Raw genomic sequence first — 1,206 nt, 5'->3', positions numbered from 1 at the left:
GGTGACCCCGGCGACGACGACCGTGCGCCGCTCGGCCGCCAGCCGCGCCAGCGGCCCGGTCAGCAGCGGCAGGGTGCGGTCGTCGGCGACGAAGTTCTTCTCCGGCAGGACGATCGCGGCGGCCTTGATCGTCCGGGCCTGGGTGACGTAGGCGGCGAGGAGCGCCCGTCCCTCGGGGGCGGCCATGTCGATCTCGTCGTTGGGGTGCTCGGTCGCGAGCAGGGCCACGGTCTCGCCGTCCGGACGCGGGGCCGTCGCCATCCGCACCGCCCCGAACCCGAGGACGGTCCCGAGCAGCGCCGCGGCCGTCCCGACCGCACGCGGACGCATCGTGGCGACGGCCGCCGGGACGCCCATGAGCAGGAACGTCACGCCCCAGACCCCGGTCACCGACACCACCTGGATCACCGGCCCGACGTCCGCCTGCGTGTAGGCGAGGCTCCACCAGGCGCCGTGCGGCATGGCGAGCGACAGGGCGTACTCCAGCGACGTCCATCCGGCGGCGAACACTCCGGCCGCCCGCAGCGGACGGTCGGCCAGCACCAGCCGCCGGTGGACGGCCGCCAGCCCGCCGAACACCAGCGCGGGACCGGCGAGGATCGCCACGACCAGCGGAACCGGGGTTTCGAGGACGCCGTGGTAGTAGCCCACCATCGGCGCCTGCCCGGCCGTCCACACGGCGGCCGAGGCGGCGAAGGCCACGCGTCCGCTCATCCGCGCCGTCGCCCACAGCAGTGGGAGGGGCGCGAGCCACGTCAACACGAAGACCGGATGCAGGCCGGTGCCGAGGGCGAACAGCGCGCCCGACAGCACGACCAGGCCGATCAGTACGGTTCTCATGCCCTCGATCGTTCGCCGGGCGGCCCTTCGCCCGCGTCCGGCGCGAGCCCGATCCCTGCCGTACTCCGTCCGGACGACCCCGCCGAAGCGTCAGGGGGCGCCGGGGGTGACGAGGCCGGATTCGTAGGCGAACACGACGGCCTGGACGCGGTCGCGCAGGCCGAGCTTGGCCAGGACACGGCTCACGTGCGTCTTCACCGTGTACTCGCTGACCACGAGCGCCCCGGCGATCTCGGCGTTGGACAGGCCGCGGGCGACCAGGCGGAGGATCTCGGCCTCGCGCTCGGTCAGGCCGTCCAGGCGGGCGGCGAGCAGCGGCGCGACACCGTGCCCGGGGCGGCGGACGAGGTCCTCGACCAGGCGGCG

General features: G+C 75.0%; 2 protein-coding genes. Both read right to left on the bottom strand.

What is annotated here, in order from left to right:
- Positions 1–840, bottom strand: an 840-nt coding sequence (locus tag AB0J52_RS41470; RefSeq protein ID WP_500188762.1) for a hypothetical protein, incomplete at its 3' end; no start/stop codon positions are given.
- Positions 841–930: 90 nt separating this feature from the next.
- On the bottom strand, positions 931–1,206 hold a 276-nt coding region (locus tag AB0J52_RS41465; protein WP_500188760.1), incomplete at its 5' end, for a helix-turn-helix domain-containing protein.

The organism is Spirillospora sp. NPDC049652 (assembly GCF_040675125.1).
In the GTDB taxonomy this organism is placed as follows: domain Bacteria; phylum Actinomycetota; class Actinomycetes; order Streptosporangiales; family Streptosporangiaceae; genus Spirillospora.
This window is presented reverse-complemented; position numbering and strand designations above follow the sequence as displayed.